This window comes from Yinghuangia soli (genome assembly GCF_021502675.1).
GTDB classification, from domain to species: domain Bacteria; phylum Actinomycetota; class Actinomycetes; order Streptomycetales; family Streptomycetaceae; genus Yinghuangia; species Yinghuangia soli.
In genome coordinates, this window is the sequence record NZ_JAKFHA010000002.1 from 543,258 (window position 1) to 561,794 (window position 18,537).

Here is an 18,537-nt window from a genome sequence, read left to right on the forward strand (position 1 = left end):
CCCTTCACCGGCAGGAACGTGCCGGACGATCCGAGTGGAGGGTGAAATGGTCTAGTCCACTGAAGTGAACCTTGGCCACCGTACCTGCCGTGCCCTGGTCTTGTCAGCCCTCCGGCGCCTACCGGTCCGCCGGCCGTGCCGGAGGGCTGTCCGGGCTCCCCGTGCTGCAAGTCCTTGCACCGGAATGCAAGCCCATGCCGGATCCTGCAGAAACCGTCAACTACGCTGGTCGGCCATGAGGACACGGTTGGCGGACATCGCCGCCCAGGCGGGAGTGAGCGAGGCGACCGTCAGCCGGGTGCTCAACAGCCGCCCCGGGGTGGCCGACGACACCCGCCGCGCGGTGCTCACCGCGCTGGACGTGCTCGGCTACGAGCGCCCGGCCCGGCTGCGGCGCCGCAGCGCGGGCCTGGTCGGGCTCATGCTGCCCGAGCTGGACAACCCGATCTTCCCGGCGTTCGCGCAGGTCATCGAACGCGCGCTGGCGCACCACGGGTACACCCCGGTGCTGTGCACGCAGACGCCGGGCGGGGCCACCGAGGACGACTACACCGAGCTGCTGCTGGAGCGCGGCGTCTCCGGGATCATCTTCGTCTCCGGGCTGCACTCCGACTCCGGTGCCGATCTGGCCCGCTACGTGCGGCTGGTGGACCGCGGGCTGCCGGTGGTCTTCGTCAACGGCTTCGCCGAGGGCATCGACGCACCCTTCATCTCCAGCGACGAGTCGGTCGCGGTCGAGCTGGCGATAGGGCACCTGGCCTCGCTCCGGCACCGGCGCATCGGGCTCGCGGTCGGCCCCGAGCGGTACGTTCCGACGGCCCGCAAGATCGCCGGTTTCCGGCGCGGCCTCAAGGCGACCTTCGGGGTCGACGACGCCGAGCCGTGGATCGAGCGCTCGCTGTTCTCGGTGGAAGGCGGCCAGGCCGCTGCGGGGGCGCTGCTGGACCGCGGGGCGACCGCGGTGGTGTGCGGCAGCGACCTGATGGCGCTCGGGGTGATCCGGGCGGTGCGCGAGCGCGGTCTGACGGTGCCCGGCGACGTGTCGGTGGTGGGCTACGACGACTCGCCGCTGGTGGCCTTCACCGATCCGCCGCTGACGACGGTGCGGCAGGCGGTCGCGCCGATGGGTGCGGCGGCGGTGCGCGCACTGCTCGACGAGATCGGCGGCGGCCGGGCGCCGCGTACCGAACTGGTCTACCGGCCCGAGCTGGTGGTGCGGGGGTCGACCGGGCCGGCCGCGCATGAACCGGCCGCGGCACACGAACCGCCCGCGTCCGGGGCCGCGGCCGGGTTCGGTGCGGACGGCTACGACGCGGCCCCGGGGATCCCGGGACCCGCACGTACCGAATCGTTTCCGATTCGGTCCGAACCGATCCCGTCCTGACCGCACCCGGCACACTTTGCCTCGACTAGTGTCGATCTTCGTCTTCGTCACGCACGGGCGGGGACGGACGATCGGGGGCGTACCACCGTGGCACCACACGACGACCGGCACGACGGCCGGCAAGGCGACGGGTACGGCGAGGGCCGCGGCGACCGGCATCGCGGCCCCGGGCACGGGCACGCCGAGGGCGTCGGCGATCCGACCCAGGAAGCGCACGGCGAACTGGCGATGGCCCGGCTCGCGCTGGCCGACGGCGAGACCGAGCACGCCGCCGTGCACGTCGCCAACGCGCTCTTCTGCGAGCCCGCGCTGCCCGAGGCGCACGAACTCCTGGGCAAGCTCGCGGTCGGCGCGCCCCGGCACGGACTCGACTTGTACGGCCCCGACGAGCAGGGCGGGATGTTCGCCGGCAGTGCCGCCGCGCTGGCCCATCTGCAGGCCTCCGCCGGGGACTTCGACCGTGCGCTGGCCGGCCTGTCCCAGGTCGCCGCGCACGAGCCGCACCGGGCGTGGGCGGCGTCGGCGGGCTGGCTCGGCCCCGATCTGCTGCCGCGCCTGGACCCGGAGGCGTTCGCGCGCACGATGCTCGGGATGGTGCAGGTCCTGGACGACCCGGTCCCCGAGGAGCACCGTCCGCACCTGGCCCCGTTCGCCGAACTGGCCCGCTCGATGACCGACGCGCACCCGGGGCACGGATTCCTGCTGTGGTCCGGTTCGTCGTTCATGCGCCGCCTGGACGCCCTGGACGAGGCGGTCGACTGGGCGTTCCGGGCGTGGACCCGGGACCGGTCGCTGGAAGCCGCGATCATGCTCGGCAACGCGTGGCGCCGGGTGGGCCGCGAGGCGGACACCGAGAAGCTGTGGACGGCGGTCCTGCGGGACCATCCCGAAGACCTCGACCTGCACGTGGACCTCGGCGAACTCCTGGCTGGGCAGGGCCGGTTCACGGAGGGCCTGGAGTGGATCCGGCGTGCGCTCGACGCCGACCCCGGGCATCCGAAGGCCGGACCCGCGCTGCACGGCGTGCGCTGGGCGCGGGACCGCGACATCGCCCATCTCATCGCGCTGATCGACCACCTGCGCGAGCACCCCGACCACGGGTATGCGCACGAGCTCGTGGCGCGGGCCTGCACCGGTGCGTGGCTGCGGCATGTGCCTTATCCCACCGAGGCGTTGACCAACACGCTGCGCCAGCTGCTGGACCAGGTCGAGCCGGGCGACGCGGACATCGCGATCACGCTGAGCGCACTGGAGCCGCCGAGCGCGCTGCTCGCGGTGCGCAGCGCGTTCCCGCGGTTCGAGCTGAGCGTGCAGTCGGTGCCGGCGCCGGACTTGCGGGTGCCGCTGCGGCCCGGGCGGTACGCGGCTTGGGAGTACCTGCCCGGGGCCACCGATGCGCAGCCGGCGGTCGGGCGGCCGGATCCGGCGGTCGCCGAGGCGGTGCGCGGCATAGCCGATCCGTCGTGGCCGCATCCGGCCCTCGCGTACGACCGGGCGGTGCTGCTGGCGGGGTGCGGGCTGGACGACCTGCTGGGCGTGCTGGTGCATCCGCCCGCGCCGGACGACAGTGAGCTCGGCCGCACCTTCGCCCGGCACGAACCGGGGCTGTGGGTAAGGCTCGTGCAGATCTGGGCCTGCCTGGGCATCGCGCACCACCGGGCCGACGAGCCGTGGGCGGGGTCGGTGCGCCGGGAGGCGCTGGTCGACCTGGCGTTCGGGGCCGAGGACTGGGTGAGCGATGCGGCGCTGTTCGCGCTGGTCGCGACGGCTTGGCTGGTGCCGGACGTGCGCGAGGACGTGGCCGGCCTGGTCGGGGAGCGGTTCGCGGCCGCGGTCGGCGCGTACCGGACGCGCGAGGTGACGCTGCTCCGCTCGATGGCCGAACTGGTGCTGGCCACACCGCAGATGGCGGAGCAGTACCGGGATTTGGCGGCGCAGAAGCTGGTGGAGCTGGACGCGGCGCGCGACTGAGGCCGGGCGGCGCGGGCAGCGGCTTGCCCGGGGTCGACGGGCCGGACGTGCCGCAGCGCCGCGCCCGGTGGTCCGGGGCGGCGCTGCGGTTTTGGGGTGGCCCCTGGTCGTCAGGCTTCGGGGTGCCGGGGCTTCGGGGTGTCGGAGTGTTGCGGTCGGGTCAGTGCGCGTGGCCGCCGTGTCCGCCCGTCGCGGCGGGGGCGGGGGTGCCGGCCGGCGTGGCTGCCGGGGTTGCCGCCGGAGCTGCTGCCGGGGTGCCGGCGACGACCGTGAACTCCGCGGTGCGGACCACTCCTTCGTGCTGGAAGTCGAGGTAGAGGCGGTACGCCCCGGCGCTCGGCGCCGCCGCGTGGAACCCGATGCCGGGACCGGCCGGCGTCACGCCGTCGCCCGGCTCGCCCTGCGGGTGCACGTGCAGGTAGCCGAGGTCGCCCTGGCGCAGCGCGACCAGGTGGCCGTAGGCGCCGAGGTAGGGCTGGAGGTCGGTCACCGGCTGCCCGTTGCGGCTGACCGAGAGGGTGAGCAAGCCGCCCGAGCCGGTGGCGAGTTCGCCGTCCAGCGTGACGGTGTAGCCGTCGACCTGCGCGGTCCGGGACGGGGCCGGCAGCGCGACGGGGCGGTAGTCCCCGGTGACCGCGACGTCCGCGCCGAGCGTGAGCGGCCCGGCCGGGTCGCCGGTGGGGGCGAAGTCGGCGAATATCCGGTAGTCGCCGGCGCTCGCGAAGGTGAGCGGGATCGACCAGGTGCCGTCGCCGCCCAGCGTCGGGTGCACGTGCTGGAACCCGGAGAGATCGCGGCGGGCGACGATGAGGTGCAGGTCCTTGTCGTGCGCGCGGTCGTACTTCGTCCAGGGGCTGCCGTCCGGGCCCAGGATGCGGAAGCGCAGGTCGGTGGGGGTGCCGGCGGCGATCGGGGCGGAGACGGGCACCAGGGTGTACCCGCGTTCGGACACCTGCAGGCCGCCGGGGAGCGCGGGGCCGTGGCCGCCGCCGTTGTCCGCGGCGGCGGGGGCGGGGGCGGGGGACTGCGTGCCGTGGCCGGTGTGCGCGGTGCCGTTCATGTCGCTCGTCTCCTTGCGGGTGGTGCTGTCCTGGGCAGAGGGGGAGGGGGTGCCGCCGTGGCCGCTGTGGGCCGGGGCGTCGTTTGATCCGAAGGGGCCGACCGCGTGGCCGATGCCGAGGGCGGCTCCGAAGGCCAGGGTCAGGCCGGCTCCGAAAGCGCCGACTCGTACGGCCGTGTTCATCGCGGGACTCCTTCAGGTCGGTGGTGCAGTCGTGGTCGTCGGGGGGCGGTACGGGACGAGCGGTGCGGCGGGGTGCGGTGCCACTGGCCGTCGGGGTGCCGCGCCATGGCGGTCGGCGGCACCCCGAGGGGGTATCAGCTGCAGCTGCTGCCGCCGCAGCAGCTGCCGGCCTGCGGGACCTCGACGGGCGCGGCCTGCGGCTGCGCGGCCTGGGCCGGCTGCGGGGTCTCGGCCGGCGCGGCCTGGACGTCGGCGGCGGGCGTGGTCGGCGCGGTGCTGCTCATGGTGGGCCTCCTGGGCGCTGCGGTTCTTCGGACCTTCGGGATCTCGGTCTTCTGGTCTGTGCTTTTCGGTCTGCTTCGCGGTGTCTCTCCCGCTGCTCCAATAAGATACCCCTGGGGGGTATCTCGTCAAGGCAGTGCGGCGAAGTTTCTTTTCCGGCTCTCCTGAGCCGTTCTCCGGACCCCTACCCCCTAGGGGTTCCGAGGAGAATGCGAAAAGCGGACGACCCGCCCCGGGTAGGGGCGGGCCGTCCGCTCTTCGCGCGTGGTGCTCGCGTGGTGCTGCGGTGCGCGGCGGCGCACCGGCCGGTCAGGCCTCCGGCGTCTCCAGGCGGCTCCAGATCGCGCGCTCGGGGCCGTAGAAGTCCGCGGCGACCGAGGAGTCGGTGTCCCAGATCTGCGTGCTGCGCTGCTCGGCGGTGTAGCGCGGCCAGGCGGCGCCCGGGTCCAGGTCGCGGATGAACGCGACCCACGCGCCGTGCATCGCGTCGGCCAGCTTGCGCGGCGCGTCCGGGCCGGTCTGCAGCTCGGCGCCCTCGGCGTCCAGCAGGTCGAACGCGAACGGCAGGTCCAGGCAGTGGAACGCCTTGCCGGGCAGCATCGGGCCGGCCGAGAGCCACTCGAACGCGTAGAGCCAGGTGGGCAGTCCGAGTGCCGCGCGGTCCTCGGCGACGCGTACCGCGGAGGCCCGGAAGAGCCAGTCGGTCAGGCCCTGGCCGATGATCGTGGCGGGTGCCTTGCCCTCGTGCAGGGCGACGAACTCGGCGACCGCGTCGGCCGGGAGGCCCACCTGGCCGAGCAGCGCGTGGGCCAGCTCGATCGGCGCGTCCGGCATGCCGAACTCGGCGGCCATGTTGAACTCGTGGTGCGTGGCGCCGAGCATGAGCGGCACCGGGCTCGCCGACCCGCCGCGGATCGCGGCGGGGACCTGCTCGGGGATCAGCTCGCCGTCCGCGAAGGGCGCGAGGACCAGGTCGGGCAGCGGAGCCTGGCCTTCCTCGGGGGCCATGACCGCGTCCTGCAGCGCCAGCATCTCGTCGTCCGAGAGGTCGCGCAGCGCCGCCACGGTGGCGGGCGTGCCGGTGCGGGCGGTCAGCATCCCGGCGATCGCGAGGCCGCGCTCGCGGCTCTGCGGCTCCATCACCGCGCCGGACACCGAGATCGCGCCGCGGAAGAGGTCGCGTGCGGACGGCGTGGCCAGCAGCGTCTGCACCGCGCCGCCGCCGGCCGACTGGCCCGCGATGGTCACCTTGGCCGGGTCGCCACCGAACGCCGCGATGTTGTCGCGCACCCAGGTCAGCGCGGCGATCCAGTCGAGTACGCCGCGGTTGTCGGGGGCGCCTTCGACGTGCAGGAAGCCCTCGATGCCGAGCCGGTAGCCGAGCGAGACCAGCACGACGCCGTCCCGGTTGAACGCGGCGCCGTCGTACCAGGGGCTGGCCGCGGAGCCGGCGATGAAGCCGCCGCCGTGGATCCAGACGAGGACCGGCAGGCCCGCGCCGCCGCCCGGGGCGGGCGTGAAGACGTTGAGGTTGAGCGTGCCGGCGCCCGGGATGGACGGCTCGGGGATGATCGACGGCCCGTCGCCGAAGCCGCGGCGCTGCGCGGTGGGGCCGTACGCGGTGGCGTCCAGCGGCTCGGTCCACGGCTCGGGGGCCACCGGGACGGCGAAGCGCAGGTCGCCGACCGGCGGCTGCGCGTACGGGATGCCGAGGAAGCGGGCGGACTCGCCCTGCCAGAAGCCCGCGACCGGGCCCAGGGTGGTGCTGACGAGCGGCTGTTCGGTCACGAGGGCGTCCTTCGGGGAGGGGGCGCAGCGGGTGCGCAGGTGCTGTCCCGAGGAGTATCGGCCGCCCCACTCAAATATTGCAAGAGTTGAAAAAATAACTGTGGCGGTCCTCTCGCGCCCGGTTCCGGTTCGCCGCGCGCCCCGGATTCGCGCCTCGGCAAGGCACAATCGACGACGTGACCACCCCAGCCGGCCCCGCCGACACCGCCGCCGTACGCCGCCACAACCTGGCGCTCGTCCTGCGGTACGTCGCGGCCCACGGCCCCTGCGCGCGTACCGAGATCGCGGGCGCCACCGGCCTGGTGCACGCCTCGGTGACCGGGCTGGCCACCGAGCTCATCGAGCGCGGCCTGGTCCGCGAGGTCGGCTCCGCCGCCACGGGCGGCCGCGGCCGGCCCCGGCGGCTCCTGCAGTTGGTGCCGGAGCGCGTCATGGCGATCGCGGTGCAGGTGACCCTCGAACGTCTGGAAGTGACGGCCGCCGACCTCGATGGCACCGCCGTGCACCGGGCCTCGGCCGTGCACCGCGCGCCCTTCGGCGACCCCGAGCCGCTGGCCGCTGCCATCGCCCGGGAGATCAAGCTCGCCGCCGACGCGGTGCGCGAGGTGGACGGCGCGTACCTGTCCGGCGCGGTCATCGCGATGGCCGGACCCGTCACCGGGCCGGGGCACACCATCGCCGCGGCCATCGACTTCGGCTGGCCCGCGCAGACCGACCTGCGCGGCCTCGTCGCCGCGCACCTCCCGGACCTGGGCTGTCCGCTCGACGTGGTCAACGACGCCAACTGCGCCGCGCTCGCCGAGTACCACGCACACGGCGCGGCGCGCGAACTCCCGGACACCGTGGCGTACATCAAGGCCGACACCGGTGTCGGCGGCGGCCTGCTCATCGGCGGCCGCATCCACACCGGGTCCACCGGGCTCGCGGGCGAGGCCGGCCACATCCCGATCGACCTCGACGGCCCGCCCTGCGCCTGCGGCGCCCGCGGCTGCCTGGCCCTGGCGATCGGCCCGGAACCGCTGACCGCCGCCGCGGGCCTCGCCGATCTGGCCGCCCGCGACGGCATCGACGCGGCCCTCGCCGAACTCGACCGCCGCCTCGCCCTCGGCGACCCGCACGCCGTCGCCGCGCTGGCCGACGCGGGCCGCAGCCTCGGCGCGGCGATCCTCGCCATCTCCGGCCTCACCGGCGCCGCCGAGATCATCCTCGGCGGCTACCTCGCCGGCTGGTGCGACCGCCTCACCCCCGGCATCGACACCACCCTCGCCGGCCGCCGCGCCGTCGCCCCCCACCTCGGATTCGCCATCACCCCGGGCCTCTTGGGCCCGGCGGCAACCCTCACCGGCGCCCTCCTCACGACCCGCGAAGCCACCCTCGCCGACCCGACGAGCGTCCCGCCCGTCTGAGCCGCGCCACGCCACGGCCACGGCCGCGATCAGCAGCGCCGCCAACGCCGCGGTGCAGGCCGCCGCTCGGACCGCGCGTATGCGGCCGATCAGCTTGCGTACGCAGGAGTTGCGCAGGGGGCTCAGCGCCGCAGTGGCGATCAGGGAAGCACCGAGCACCAAGCCGCCGATCACGTAGGGGCGGCTCTCCACTGCATGAAGCAAAAGGGCTATCAGTACGAGGCGCCGGTCGACGCCGGTCGCGACCCGCTGTGGAGCAACAGCGACCACAGCGTCCGCACCATCGACCAACTCGCGGCCGCAGGCTGACCGCACGAGCGCAACACCCTCGCGCCTGTGCACGAGCGGCCCGTCCTCCGTAGGACGGGCCGTTCCGCATTCCGCTCGCGTGTTGCCCACGCAGACTGGTCCGACGCTGCCCGCGGCACAGAAAACCCCAGGTCAGACGATGTCTGCCTGGGGTTTTTCGCTGAGCCCCGAGTCGGGTTCGAACCGACGACCCCCGCTTTACAAGAGCGGTGCTCTGGCCAGCTGAGCTATCGGGGCGTGCAAGTGGCGCAGTCCATTGTGCACTGCGCGGAACACGCTACAAGTCACCGGCCGGGGGAGGCGACGGAATTGCCGGTGGGGGTGGGGCGGGGGTGCGGGGTGGGGGCGTACGGGGGCGTGAGGTGACGGGGCGTTGCTGTGGCGACCGTACTCCGATCATGCGAGGCTCAATTTGGACCGAAAAGTCCGTTTTGATACCCACTGCGCCATCGTTTGCGGTGCGCACTGGATCTGGAGGCTCACATGGGGTTCTGGGACGTCATCGGTCTCATCATCGCCGGTGCCATCATCGGCATGCTGGCGCGGTTGTTCCTGCCCGGCAAGCAGAGCATCGGCATGCTCGCCACGGTCGGCGTCGGCATCGTCGGCACGCTGATCGGATACGCCATCGCGGCGGGTCTCGGGGTCGACGAGACCAGGGGTATCGACTGGCTGAGGTGGATCATCAGCATCGCGGTCTCGGCGGGTCTGGTGGCCCTGGTGACCGCGTTCCTGAAGAAGGGCGGATCACGCGCTTGACGTGCCGGGTCGGCCGCTTCGCGGTCGGTTCGGCGGCATGGTCGGACAAGTGAGCGCCCTCAGGGGGCGGAACCCAGGGTTCCGCCCCCTGACGCATCGTCAGATCCGGTTTGCGATCATGCGTCCATGGCCTCAGGAATCGACTTGTGGCCGGGCATCGACCTGGCCGACCTCATGGAGTCCCTCGACGTCGCGGAGCACGCACCGGGACGGTTCAGGGCGCGCAACATCGTGTCGCGCATCCCGAGCACGCTCGGCAGCCAGGTGCTGGCGCAGACGGTGGCGGTGGCCGAGCGGACCGTGCCGGATATGGCGGTGCAGTCGGTGCAGGGCGTGTTCCCGCGCGGGGGGATAGCCGCCGAGCCGGTCGGGATCGACGTCGAGGTGGTGCAGTCCGGGCGCGCGCTGGCCACGGTTGCGGTGACGTTCCAGCAGGAGGGGCGCGAGCACAGCCGCGCCCTGGTGATGCTCACGCGCGACGAGCCGGACTTCCTGCGCCACCACCGGCCGCTGCCGGACGACGTGCCGGGGCCGGACGACTGCGACGAGCTGCCGGTCGCGATGCTGCCGTGGGAGGTCCGGACGGCGGGCGGGGCGGACGCGCTGGCGCCGGGGCTGGCCGGGCCGCCGGTACTGGACGTGTGGATGCGGTGCACCAAGGTGCCCGACACGCCGTCGCTGTCGCGCTCGCTGCTGGCGTACGGCACCGAGGGATTCCTCGGGCCGGTGGCGCTGCGGCCGTACACCGCGGACGCGGTGGGCGGTCTGGGCGGCAAGGGGACGTCGGTGATGCTGTCCCAGAACGTGACGTTCCACGAGCCGTTCTCGATCCACGAGTGGCTGCTGCTGCGCTGCGAGAGCGTGTATGCGGGCCGCAGCCGTATGCACGGCCGCATCCACGTGTACGGGCAGGACGGGCGGCTGGTCGCGTCGGTGTCGGCGGACGGGCTGATGCGGGTCGCGGGGGCGTAGGGCGCAGGGGTGTGACGGCGTAGGGGTGATGGCCGGGGGCGGGTGCCCCCGGCCGGGGCCTGCGGGGTGCGGGGGTGCGTCAGGCGTGTGCGGCGTCGATCAGGTCCGCGCCGCGTTCGGCGATCATGATGGTCGGGGCGTGGGTGTGACCGCGGTTGATCTTCGGCATGACGGACGCGTCGACCACGCGCAGGCCGCTGATGCCGTGCACGCGCAACTGCGGGTCGACCACGGCGTCTTCGCCGCTGCGGCCCATGCGGCACGTGCCGACTGGGTGGTACAGCGTCTCGGAGTACTCGCCGACGTACCTGCTGAGCGTTTCGTCGTCGTCGCCACCGGGCCACGGGGCCATCGGGGCGCCCACGTACCGGCCGAGGGCGCGGGTGTTGAGGAGTTCGGTGGCGCGCCGCAGGCCGGCGACGAGGGTCGCGCGGTCGGCGGGGACGCTCAGGTACGCCGGGTCGATGATCGGCGGCAGCGACGGCTCGGGTCCGGCCGGCACGATCGTCCCGCGGCTTTCCGGCTGGAGCAGGACGACCGCCACGGTCACCCCGTGGCCGGGCGGGTCGTCGAGGCCGTGGTTGATGAACGGGCCGGGCGCGAAGATGAGTTCGATGTCCGGCGAGCTGAGCGCTTCCTGGGTGCGCACGAACGCGGCGGCCTCGCCGACGTTGGACGTCAGCATGCCCTTGGAGAAGAGGAGATAGCGCAGCAGCTGGCTCTTGTCCTCCGCGGAGGCGAGGGTCACCGGCTCGGTGCAGTGCGTGATCGCGGAGCAGGTGAGGTGATCCTGCAAGTTGCGCCCGACTGCCGGGAGTTCGTGGCGAGGGGCGAGGTCGGCGGCGCGCAGGACGTCGGGGTCGCCGATGCCGGAGAGCATCAGCAGGTGCGGTGAGCCGATCGCGCCGGCGGCGACGATGACCTCGCGGCGGGCGCGCACCTGCTGGACGTTGCCGGCAGCGTCGACGTATTCGACTCCGGTGGCCCGCAGTTCGTCGTCGATGACGATGCGCTGGACGACGGATCCGGTGGTGACGGTGAGGTTGCCGCGCTTGCGGGCCGGGTGCAGGTAGGCGTCCGCGGTGCTCCAGCGGCGGCCGCGCTTCTGGTTCACGGAGGTCGGCGAATAGCCCTCGTTGTCGGGCATGTTGAGCTCGTCGAGGCGCCGCATGCCGACCTCGGCGCAGGCCGCGAGGAAGGCCGCGGTGGTCGGATTCGGGTCGCGGAGCTCCTGGATGTGCATGGGGCCGTCGGTGCCGTAGACGTTGCCGTTGTTGGAGCCGGTACGGCGTTCGGCGCGGCGGAAGTAGGGCGCGATCTCGTCGTACGACCAGCCGTCGGCGCCCATGTCGGCCCAGTCGTCGTAGTCGTCGCGGTGGCCGCGGATCCACATCATGGCGTTCATGGACGACGTGCCGCCCAGCATGCGGCCGCGCGGCCAGTACAGCTCGCGCTGCGCCATCTCGGCCTGCTTGGCGGTGTGGAAGTTCCAGTCGAGCTCGGTTTTGAAGAGCGCCTTGAATGCGGCCGGGATGTGGATCTCCTGCTTCTTGTCGGGGCCGCCGGCCTCGAGAAGCAGGACTTGGTCGGCGCCGTCCTCGGTGAGCCGTCCGGCGAGGACGCAGCCGGCCGCGCCGGCGCCGACGATGACGTAGTCGTACGTGAGCATGAGGCGGCCTTCCCTCGGGTCCGATGGACGAAGTCGGATGGGGTGCGCTGGATTTGCCGGGGCTCGTTCGTTCCGCGATACGTGTGCGTGCGCCTGCTCGCGGGTGCGTCTGCTCGTGCGTGTACGTGTGCAGGTGGGTACAGACAGGAGTCTGGCGACTCGGCGGCGCGCCGGGGAAGAGGTGGGCGGGTCCCTGTTAAGCGAGCGATCGGTAGCGGCCGCGGAAGTGCATTAGCGGCAGGCCTTCGGGGCTCGGCAGCGTGGCGGCCAGCACCAGGCCGAGGACGAGCGAATGGTCGCCGGCCTCGATGATCTGGTGGGTGCGGCATTCGAGCGTCGCGAGCGCGCCGCCGACGAGTGCGGCGCCGGTGACCGGGCCCGGGCGGTGCGGCACGTCGGCGAACATCAGGCGGTCGCTCACCCGTCCGGGGATGGCGAACCGCCCGGCGACGTGGCGCTGGCTCTGGGAGAGTAGCGAGACCGCCCACAGGGGCTGGGCGTCCAGGACTTCGCGCATGCGGGCCTCGCGGCGCAGGCTGACCAGGACGAGTGGTGGTTCGAGGGACACGGACAGGAACGCGGTGGCGGTCATGCCGACGTCGTCGCCGGACGCGGTGTCGCTCGCGTCGTCCGTCTCGCGGGCCGTCACGACGACGACGCCGGCGGCGAAGCGGGAGAGGGCGGTCTTGAAGGCCTCGGGGTCCACGTGGGCGGGAGCGTCGTGGGCGGCGGCGTCTGGGGCGGCGGAGTGTCGGGCGGTTCCGGGTCCGGTGTCGGGCGCAGGGGTGTCCACGGACCCAGCCTAGGAGCGCGGGGGCCGGGCGGGCGTCGGCCGCGCGGGGGGATGCCGTAGGGTCCGAAAGTCATCGGGGCATGACTCGTGCGGTCGTCGTGCTGTGCGGGCACGGCGTGTGCGTTCGGCTCGGGCAGCTTTTTTGGCTCGTGCGGCACGTGCGGCTCGCGCGATCCATGCGGATTGCGCAGTTCCGTTTCGGTTCGTGTGCCTCGTTGACTCGTTCGACTGGTCGGCTCGCTTGAGTCGTCGACTCCTTCGGCTGCGAGTTGGGGGTACTGCCATCGAGCCTGCCGAGAGCGGACCGGCCTCGGGTGCCGGGGATTCCGTGAAGCGCGCCGATCCGGAGACCGCAAAAGCCGAGACCGCAAAAGCCGAGAAGCGTGCCGGTCCTGAGACCGCACAGGCCGAGGGTGTGTCGGCCGAGCCCGCGGGGACCGCGGCCCGGTTGCGGCGTGCGGCGCTGCTGCCGGTCCTGATGTTCACGTCCGTCGCGGTGTCCGTCATGACGACGCTCGGTGCTCCGCTGGTCCCGACCATCGCGCACGAGCAGGGCGTCTCGCTCGACAGCGCGCAGTGGATGCTCACCGTGACGCTGCTGACCGGTGCCGTCGCGGCGCCGGTGATGGGGCGGTTGGGGGACGGCCCGTACCGGCGCGGCGTGATCGTCGGGGCCCTGGCCTGCGTGGTCGCGGGAGGGGTGCTCGGTGCGCTGTCGCCCGGGTTCGCGGGGCTGATCGCCGGACGGGCGATGCAGGGCGCCGGGATGGGCATCATGCCGCTGACCATCGCGGTGGCCCGTGACCACTTCGCACCGGAACGCATGAGGTCCGGCGTCGCGCTGCTGTCGGTCACCACGTCGGTGGGTGCGGGGCTCGGATATCCGATCACCGGGCTGATCGCGCGCGAGTGGGACTACCGGGCGGCGTTCTGGTTCGGGACGCTGATCGCCGGGCTGGCCTTGGCGATGGTGCTGCTGGTCGTGCCGGCCGGGTCCAAGGCGCGTCGCCGTCCGCTGGACGTGGTGGGTGCGCTGCTGCTCAGCGGCGGGCTCACCTGCCTGCTGCTGACGGTCAGTCAGGGCGGGCGCTGGGGCTGGGATTCGGCCACCGTGCTGGGGCTGGCGGCCGGGGCGGCGGTGTTCTTCGCGGCGTGGGTGCGGCAGGCCCTGCGTACCGCGCACCCGCTCGTCGAGCTCAGGCTGCTGGCGAACCGGGAGCTGCTGACCGCCGACGTGGCCGCGGTTTTGATCGGCATCGGCCTCTACATGACCATGTCGTTGATCAATTTGTACGCCCAGATTCCGACCGCGACAGGGTACGGATTCGGCCTTTCGGTGGTCGGGGCCGGGTTGGTGCTGATGCCGCTTTCCCTCGGCAGCCTGGGCGCGAACCGGCTCGCCGAGGCGTTCGCGGCGCGATTCGGAATGGCGCCGGTGCTGCCGTGCGGGGCGCTGGTGGTGGCCGCCGACATGGTGTTCCTGGCGTTCTTCCGGGACCACATGTGGCAGCTGGTGACCGGCGCGGTCCTGCTCGGGGTCGGCGTGGGGACGACGTTCGCGGCGATGCCGTCGCTCATCGTGAAAGCTGTGCCGCCGTCCGAGACGGGCAGTGCGACCAGCCTGAATGCCGTTCTGCGCTCGGTGGGCGGCGCGATCGGGTCGGCGATGATCGCGGCCGTGCTCTCCGCGTACACCGCGGCGGGCGGGACGGTCGCGGCGGACCGCGGGTACACGGTCGCGTTCCTGGTCGGGGCGGGTGCCTGCGTCCTCGGGGCGCTGGCCGCGGTGGGGATTCCGGCGCTGCCGGGCCGTCCGGACGGCGGGCAGCGGCGGTCCGGCGGCAGGTCCGGTGGGTGGTTCGTACCGGCCCGGGTGCGGATGACCGAAACCGACCGTCACCCGGATCACACCCCGACCGAACGGTCGACGAGGTACCTTCGGTAGCCCTCGACAGACCAGGCGAAGGATCCCCCCGGTGAACAGCTCGGCACCCGAACGTCCGACGACCGACCGGCCGCGCAGGCGCGATGCGGCCGCGAGTCGCAAGGCGCTGCTCGACGCCGCGCGTGCGCTGTTCGGCGAGCGTGGCTACGACCGTACGACGCTGCGCGACATCGGCGACCGTGCGGGCGTCGACGCGGCCCTGGTGGCCCGGTATTACGGCAATAAGGCCGGGCTGTACCTCGCGGCCATCGAGGAGGACACCCAGGACGCCGTGTCGGCGCGCCGCGACCTGGCCCGGATCGGCGCCCTCGCGGACTTCCTGGTGGCCCGGATCGACGACATGGGCGGCCCGGGCGCGATCTTCCGGGCCGCGCTGGGCGAGGAGGGCGACGAGGCGGTGCGCGCGGAGGCCTCGGCGGCGGTCCGGCGCGCCATGATCGACCCGGTCGTGGAGCGCATGGGCGGGGACGAAGTCGACGCCCGGCGCCGCGCGGAGCTGGCGGTGGCGTCGCTGATCGGGCTGGCGGTCATCCGGCCGACCGGTTTCTTTCCGGAGTTGACTGCTTCGACACGTGACCAGTTGGTGGGTCTGATCGAAGAGGCCTTCGGGCCGCTGCTCGGCGAGTAGGCACAGAGGTGCATTCGGACATACACGTAGCGGGTGGTGCCTCCTACGAGGTCCGACACGGCTGGACGATGCGCCATCTTGGCGTCGCCGTCGGCAGCACCGTGTTTGTGGCAGCCGGCTTCATCCCGACCGTGCCGCTGTGGCTGAGCCTGTGCACCTGGGGATTCTTCGGGCTCTGCGGTCTCGTTGCGCTCTCGGTGCCGCTGCGGCGCGTTCTGATTGCGCGGATCGACGCCAAGGGCCTGCACCTGGGCGGTATGGGTATCGCGGTGCGCGGCGGCATGACGGTCCCCTGGGACGACGTGGCGACGATCGTCGTGTGGAAGCTGGAGCGCGGGTCGGGCGCGAGCAAGTCGACGTTCAAGATGCTCGGAGTGATCACCAAGGATGGAGTCCGCGATCTCGCGGACGGGGTATCCCACCGCTACCGGCGGATGAACACCGCGATCGCGGGACCGATGGCGAACGCGAGCCGTGTGATGAGCAGCAGCCCCGACTACGCGCGCATGGCGGAGGTGCTGACCGAGGTGGCGCCGCATGTCGGCCTGCACGACTGGACGACGACGCCGACGACCATCTGGCGTCCGTAGCGCTTCGTGCGTGTGCCCTACTTGAGGGCCGGGAAGGTGACGGAGGCCGAACGCGTCGACACGACCGTGTTGTCGGCATCGCCGGCTGCGGCCGACGCCGACGATGCGGCGGCGCCCGCCAGGGTTCCGGCGGCGGCGACGGCGACGAGGGCGCGTACGAGAGTCTTCATGCCTGCCCAACGATGCGGATGGGGCCCCGTCACATCCATACGCCCGTACGCGCGCTGCTCGGGCGCCAGGGGCGCCGGGTGTTTGCACCAGCGGGCGACCGTGACCGCCGGGTGCGCAACGAGGTTGCGGATTGCGGCGGTTCCGGTCGGCGGCCTGCCCCCCCCGGAGGTGGTTCAGGTGCGTTGCGGGGTTGCGGGGCAGGTTCGGGCGGGGCTTACGAGGGGGCTTCGGACGGTGCCTCGGCGGGTGCCGCGGCGCCGGCGACGATGGCTTGGAGCGCGGCGACGTGGCCGTCGAAGGCCTTCCGGCCGACGTCGGTCAGCCGGGCGCGTACTTTGCGGCGGGTACCGCTGAGGCGGCGCTCGGTGGCTACGTAGTCGGCTTCCTCCAGCGTGGCGAGTTGCTTGGAGAGCGCGGATTCCGACAGTCCGAGCCGCTCCTTGAGGAAGGCGAACTCTGCCCAGTCGGCGGCGGCCAGGGTCGCCACCAGGGTCAGCCGCGTGCTGGGGTGGATCAACTCGTCGAAGCGTGCTTGCGTCATGCCCGGGCCCAACGACGCAGGACGCGCAGGATTTCGGGTCCGCCGAATCCGATGACGGCGGCGACCAGTACGGCCGCCCAGATGCTCGCGTGTTCGGCGCCGTCGGCGTGCATCGCGAGCGCGGCGGCGATGGTGACCGCGACGAGGGCGATGAGCATACCGATCACGACCAGCGGGGTGCGGCGTCCGGCGACGGCGGCGCTGACCTGCAGCTGGGCGGTGCGGCGGCGTCCGTCGAGCAGGCGGGACGCGGCTATCGCGTGCCCGGCGCCGAAGGCGGCAGTCGCGGTGCCGCCTGCCCAGGGGGCCAAGCTGCCGAGTACACCCAGGACGATCCATCCGGCGGCCATCGCCCACCAGTAGCCGCGGGGCAGGCCTACTTCGTCGGCCACGTGGCGTTGGGCGCGGTCGACGGCGTCGAGCGCGGCGCGGGCTTGATCCGGAGCGGTGTCCGTCATGGCAGACCTCACTTTCCTATCGGGAAAGTAAGCGTCCTACTTTCCTGGTGGGAAAGTCAAGGCGGAGGGCCGGGAATCTGCGGAGAGCGTTGGCGGAACGTCGTTTGCAGGCAGGTCGGTTGGTGGTTGCGCATGTGTGGAGCTGGCGTCCGAGCGCGGGCAGACGAGGGCAAGTGTCAGCCCGGGGGCGGGGGGTGGGGGCAGGGCGAAAGCCGAAGAGCGGGAAGGCTCCGGTGCGCCGCGCTCCTCCTGGGCGTGCGTACCGGAGCCTTCACAGTGCTGGAACTGGTGTCAGCGCCGGTGGCGGTGTTCAGCCCCAGCCCTGGCCCGCGACCTGGCGGGAGGCCAAGTTGAGGCGGTTCCAGGCGTTGATGGCGGCGATCTCGATGAGCAGGGCGGCGAGTTCCTGCTCGCCGAAGTGCTTCGCGGCCTCGTTCCAGACCTCGTCCGAGACGGCGTCCGAACGGTCCGCGATGCGGGTGACGTCCTCGGTCAGGGCCAGCGCGGCGCGTTCGGCGGCCGTGTAGAACGGCGTATCGCGCCAGGCGGCGACCGAGAAGATCCGCGCGTCCGACTCGCCGGCCTCGCGCAGTTCCCCTCCGTGCATGTGGACGCAGACGCCGCAGCTGTTGATCTGGCTGGCCCGCAGGTGCACCAACTTGACCAGCGTCTTGGGGAGTCCGACCTTCTCGGCGGCGGCGGAGAAGGCGATCAGGCCCTTCATCGCGCCCTGGACGATCAGGGCAGGGTTGCCGATCCGGGCGGCGGGGACGACAGGGATCTCGGTGGCGGTGGCGGTGGCGCTCGTGGTCGCGGTGGTCTCGGTCATGGTCTCGGCTCCTTGGCGGCTGCGGCGTCTGCTCGTTTCGTTCCGGCAAAGCACTGACGGAGCGCGCGGCGGAGATGTGACAGGCCCCGAGGATTCGTTCTCGCGAGCGGCTGATCAAGCGGCTGCCTTGACCCTCCCGGTCGTGGAACCGGGTGGAACCTCGGTGGAACCACTGCGGGTGAGGCTCTTTGTATCTGACATGCCGTCAGATTCGGTGCCGGTGAGGCCGGCGGGGACGAGAGGGAATGTCGTGAGCCGTTCGAAGATCGCCAAGGCCCTGGGCGTGGTTGGGGCTGCCTTCGCGCTTGGTGCGTTGGCGCAGGGGCCGGCGTCCGCCGCTACGTCGTCGTGGAGCACGAGTTTTCCGACGCTGCCCAGCTCTGTGTGTGCCGACCCTGTAGTCATCTACCAGGGTGTCCAGGCGACCGGGTGTCTCGCGTACGGCAACGGGAAGGTTCAGGGCTTCGCGGTCGGTGTGAACACCAGTGGGCAGACGAACCCGCTGCCCGGTGTGCACGTGGGCGCGTTCATCTTCAATACGACGGCCACCACCTGTGTGGCCACGTCGGTCCCGAACAACTCGGTGCGTTCGTGCAACGGCACGATCTACTCGATCACGGCCGGTACCTGCGCCGACATGCTCGGCTTCATGACCGTCGGCGACCGGACCACGTACACCCCGATGGTTCGCGTCTGCGCGTGAGGACATCGGGAATGTGACGCGCGGCGCCCCCGTCAGCGGGCGCCCCCGCCACCGGTCGGGTTGTTTGTAGGGGGCCGGGGGGGGGGAAAAGGGGGG

General features: G+C 72.5%; 18 protein-coding genes and 1 tRNA gene. 9 read left to right on the plus strand and 10 right to left on the minus strand.

Annotated features, from left to right (window positions below; all coding sequences use genetic code 11):
• The first annotated feature begins 235 nt into the window (after positions 1 to 235).
• Together LZ495_RS06700 and LZ495_RS44690 are read left to right on the plus strand one after the other, a co-directional pair.
• Positions 236 to 1,384 carry a LacI family DNA-binding transcriptional regulator gene (locus LZ495_RS06700; RefSeq protein WP_235051029.1) on the plus strand — a complete coding sequence of 383 codons (1,149 nt, stop codon included), beginning with the start codon at positions 236 to 238 and terminating at the stop codon, positions 1,382 to 1,384.
• An 87-nt stretch (positions 1,385 to 1,471) separates the two neighbouring features.
• Positions 1,472 to 3,355 carry a tetratricopeptide repeat protein gene (locus LZ495_RS44690; RefSeq protein ID WP_235051030.1) on the plus strand — a complete coding sequence of 628 codons (1,884 nt, stop codon included), beginning with the start codon at positions 1,472 to 1,474 and terminating at the stop codon, positions 3,353 to 3,355.
• Positions 3,356 to 3,515: 160 nt separating this feature from the next.
• Here LZ495_RS44690 and LZ495_RS06710 read toward each other — a convergent pair whose 3' ends face one another.
• The 3 genes from LZ495_RS06710 to LZ495_RS06720 all read right to left on the minus strand — a co-directional run bounded on the left by LZ495_RS06710 (position 3,516) and on the right by LZ495_RS06720 (position 6,668).
• Entirely contained in the window at positions 3,516 to 4,598 is a 1,083-nt protein-coding gene (locus LZ495_RS06710) for a DUF8832 domain-containing protein (RefSeq protein ID WP_235051031.1), read from the minus strand.
• A 134-nt stretch (positions 4,599 to 4,732) separates the two neighbouring features.
• Positions 4,733 to 4,882 (minus strand): hypothetical protein, encoded by a 150-nt coding sequence (locus LZ495_RS06715; RefSeq protein WP_235051032.1) that lies wholly within the window; start codon positions 4,880 to 4,882, stop codon positions 4,733 to 4,735.
• 307 nt (positions 4,883 to 5,189) lie between these two features.
• Positions 5,190 to 6,668, minus strand: a complete 1,479-nt coding sequence (locus LZ495_RS06720; RefSeq protein WP_235051033.1) for a carboxylesterase/lipase family protein — start codon at positions 6,666 to 6,668, stop codon at positions 5,190 to 5,192.
• Between the two features lie 176 nt (positions 6,669 to 6,844).
• Between LZ495_RS06720 and LZ495_RS06725 the strand changes: the two genes are divergently transcribed.
• Entirely contained in the window at positions 6,845 to 8,074 is a 1,230-nt protein-coding gene (locus tag LZ495_RS06725; protein WP_235051034.1) for an ROK family transcriptional regulator, read from the plus strand.
• A gap of 472 nt (positions 8,075 to 8,546) precedes the next feature.
• On the opposite strand, the gene LZ495_RS06730 is transcribed toward LZ495_RS06725, so the two are convergent.
• A tRNA-Thr gene (locus tag LZ495_RS06730) sits at positions 8,547 to 8,620 on the minus strand.
• 246 nt (positions 8,621 to 8,866) lie between these two features.
• On the opposite strand from LZ495_RS06730, the gene LZ495_RS06735 reads away from it, so the two are divergent.
• Both LZ495_RS06735 and LZ495_RS06740 read left to right on the plus strand, forming a co-directional pair.
• Positions 8,867 to 9,142, plus strand: a complete 276-nt coding sequence (locus LZ495_RS06735) for a GlsB/YeaQ/YmgE family stress response membrane protein (protein WP_235051035.1) — start codon at positions 8,867 to 8,869, stop codon at positions 9,140 to 9,142.
• Between the two features lie 126 nt (positions 9,143 to 9,268).
• Positions 9,269 to 10,114 carry an acyl-CoA thioesterase gene (locus tag LZ495_RS06740; RefSeq protein ID WP_235051036.1) on the plus strand — a complete coding sequence of 282 codons (846 nt, stop codon included), beginning with the start codon at positions 9,269 to 9,271 and terminating at the stop codon, positions 10,112 to 10,114.
• A 79-nt stretch (positions 10,115 to 10,193) separates the two neighbouring features.
• Here LZ495_RS06740 and LZ495_RS06745 read toward each other — a convergent pair whose 3' ends face one another.
• The gene (locus tag LZ495_RS06745) at positions 10,194 to 11,783 is read right to left on the minus strand and encodes a GMC family oxidoreductase (protein WP_235051037.1); all 1,590 of its coding nucleotides are present in this window, start codon (positions 11,781 to 11,783) and stop codon (positions 10,194 to 10,196) included.
• Between the two features lie 196 nt (positions 11,784 to 11,979).
• Positions 11,980 to 12,489, minus strand: a complete 510-nt coding sequence (locus LZ495_RS06750) for a flavin reductase family protein (protein ID WP_235051095.1) — start codon at positions 12,487 to 12,489, stop codon at positions 11,980 to 11,982.
• Positions 12,490 to 12,904: 415 nt separating this feature from the next.
• On the opposite strand from LZ495_RS06750, the gene LZ495_RS06755 reads away from it, so the two are divergent.
• The 3 genes from LZ495_RS06755 to LZ495_RS06765 all read left to right on the plus strand — a co-directional run bounded on the left by LZ495_RS06755 (position 12,905) and on the right by LZ495_RS06765 (position 15,739).
• A complete protein-coding gene (locus LZ495_RS06755) occupies positions 12,905 to 14,521 on the plus strand; it encodes an MFS transporter (protein WP_235051038.1) in 1,617 nt (538 codons plus the stop codon).
• A 31-nt stretch (positions 14,522 to 14,552) separates the two neighbouring features.
• Positions 14,553 to 15,149, plus strand: a complete 597-nt coding sequence (locus LZ495_RS06760) for a TetR/AcrR family transcriptional regulator (RefSeq protein WP_235051039.1) — start codon at positions 14,553 to 14,555, stop codon at positions 15,147 to 15,149.
• Between the two features lie 68 nt (positions 15,150 to 15,217).
• Positions 15,218 to 15,739, plus strand: coding sequence for a hypothetical protein (locus LZ495_RS06765; RefSeq protein ID WP_235051040.1), 522 nt, complete (start codon positions 15,218 to 15,220; stop codon positions 15,737 to 15,739).
• A 17-nt stretch (positions 15,740 to 15,756) separates the two neighbouring features.
• Here the strand turns inward: LZ495_RS06765 and LZ495_RS06770 are convergent, their stop codons facing one another.
• From LZ495_RS06770 to LZ495_RS06785, 4 genes are all read right to left on the minus strand, one after another.
• The gene (locus LZ495_RS06770; RefSeq protein WP_235051041.1) at positions 15,757 to 15,909 is read right to left on the minus strand and encodes a hypothetical protein; all 153 of its coding nucleotides are present in this window, start codon (positions 15,907 to 15,909) and stop codon (positions 15,757 to 15,759) included.
• Positions 15,910 to 16,124: 215 nt separating this feature from the next.
• Entirely contained in the window at positions 16,125 to 16,451 is a 327-nt protein-coding gene (locus tag LZ495_RS06775; RefSeq protein WP_235051042.1) for a transcriptional regulator, read from the minus strand.
• Complete coding sequence (locus LZ495_RS06780) at positions 16,448 to 16,909, minus strand: hypothetical protein (protein WP_235051043.1); 462 nt, start codon at positions 16,907 to 16,909, stop codon at positions 16,448 to 16,450. Before LZ495_RS06780 ends, LZ495_RS06775 begins: the two co-directional genes overlap by 4 nt.
• A 310-nt stretch (positions 16,910 to 17,219) precedes the next feature.
• The gene (locus tag LZ495_RS06785) at positions 17,220 to 17,738 is read right to left on the minus strand and encodes a carboxymuconolactone decarboxylase family protein (RefSeq protein ID WP_235051044.1); all 519 of its coding nucleotides are present in this window, start codon (positions 17,736 to 17,738) and stop codon (positions 17,220 to 17,222) included.
• A gap of 250 nt (positions 17,739 to 17,988) precedes the next feature.
• Here LZ495_RS06785 and LZ495_RS06790 point away from each other — a divergent pair, with 250 nt between their 5' ends.
• Positions 17,989 to 18,441 (plus strand): hypothetical protein, encoded by a 453-nt coding sequence (locus tag LZ495_RS06790; protein WP_235051045.1) that lies wholly within the window; start codon positions 17,989 to 17,991, stop codon positions 18,439 to 18,441.
• Positions 18,442 to 18,537: the final 96 nt, after the last annotated feature.

Excerpts from the sequence above, each read along its gene's own strand:
- LZ495_RS06715 (WP_235051032.1), bottom strand. The coding sequence starts at position 4,882 with ATGAGCAGCACCGCGCCGACCACGCCCGCCGCCGACGTCCAGGCCGCG.
- LZ495_RS06735 (WP_235051035.1), top strand. The coding sequence starts at position 8,867 with ATGGGGTTCTGGGACGTCATCGGTCTCATCATCGCCGGTGCCATCATC.
- LZ495_RS06745 (WP_235051037.1), bottom strand. The coding sequence starts at position 11,783 with ATGCTCACGTACGACTACGTCATCGTCGGCGCCGGCGCGGCCGGCTGC.
- LZ495_RS06700 (WP_235051029.1), top strand. The coding sequence starts at position 236 with ATGAGGACACGGTTGGCGGACATCGCCGCCCAGGCGGGAGTGAGCGAG.
- LZ495_RS06710 (WP_235051031.1), bottom strand. The coding sequence starts at position 4,598 with ATGAACACGGCCGTACGAGTCGGCGCTTTCGGAGCCGGCCTGACCCTG.
- LZ495_RS06785 (WP_235051044.1), bottom strand. The coding sequence starts at position 17,738 with ATGACCGAGACCACCGCGACCACGAGCGCCACCGCCACCGCCACCGAG.
- LZ495_RS06775 (WP_235051042.1), bottom strand. The coding sequence starts at position 16,451 with ATGACGCAAGCACGCTTCGACGAGTTGATCCACCCCAGCACGCGGCTG.
- LZ495_RS06765 (WP_235051040.1), top strand. The coding sequence starts at position 15,218 with ATGCGCCATCTTGGCGTCGCCGTCGGCAGCACCGTGTTTGTGGCAGCC.
- LZ495_RS06740 (WP_235051036.1), top strand. The coding sequence starts at position 9,269 with ATGGCCTCAGGAATCGACTTGTGGCCGGGCATCGACCTGGCCGACCTC.
- LZ495_RS06780 (WP_235051043.1), bottom strand. The coding sequence starts at position 16,909 with ATGACGGACACCGCTCCGGATCAAGCCCGCGCCGCGCTCGACGCCGTC.
- LZ495_RS06770 (WP_235051041.1), bottom strand. The coding sequence starts at position 15,909 with ATGAAGACTCTCGTACGCGCCCTCGTCGCCGTCGCCGCCGCCGGAACC.